Here is a 240-nt window from a genome sequence, read left to right as displayed (position 1 = left end):
GCCTCGTCGTCGCCTTCGCGAACTGCGGGTTCGAGATGCTCGCCGGCATCGGTGTGTTCGCCGCCCTCGGCTTCCTCGCCTTCACCCAGGGCGTGCAGATCGACGAGCTCGAAGGCATCAGCGGCGTCGCACTCGCGTTCATGACGTTCCCGACCCTGCTCAGCGAGATGCCGGGCGGCACGGTGATGGCGCTGCTGTTCTTCGGGTCGCTGGTGCTCGCCGGGTTCACCTCGCTGCTCT

General features: G+C 67.5%; 1 pseudogene. It reads left to right on the top strand.

Annotated features, from left to right (window positions below):
- Positions 1 to 240: pseudogene (locus AMS65_RS17880) on the top strand (sodium-dependent transporter); the annotation flags it as partial.

The sequence above is a fragment of the Leucobacter celer subsp. astrifaciens genome (assembly GCF_001273835.1).
In the GTDB taxonomy this organism is placed as follows: Bacteria; Actinomycetota; Actinomycetes; order Actinomycetales; family Microbacteriaceae; genus Leucobacter; species Leucobacter celer.
The sequence above is the reverse complement of the archived record's forward strand: the minus strand, read 5'-3'. Positions and strand labels throughout refer to the sequence as shown.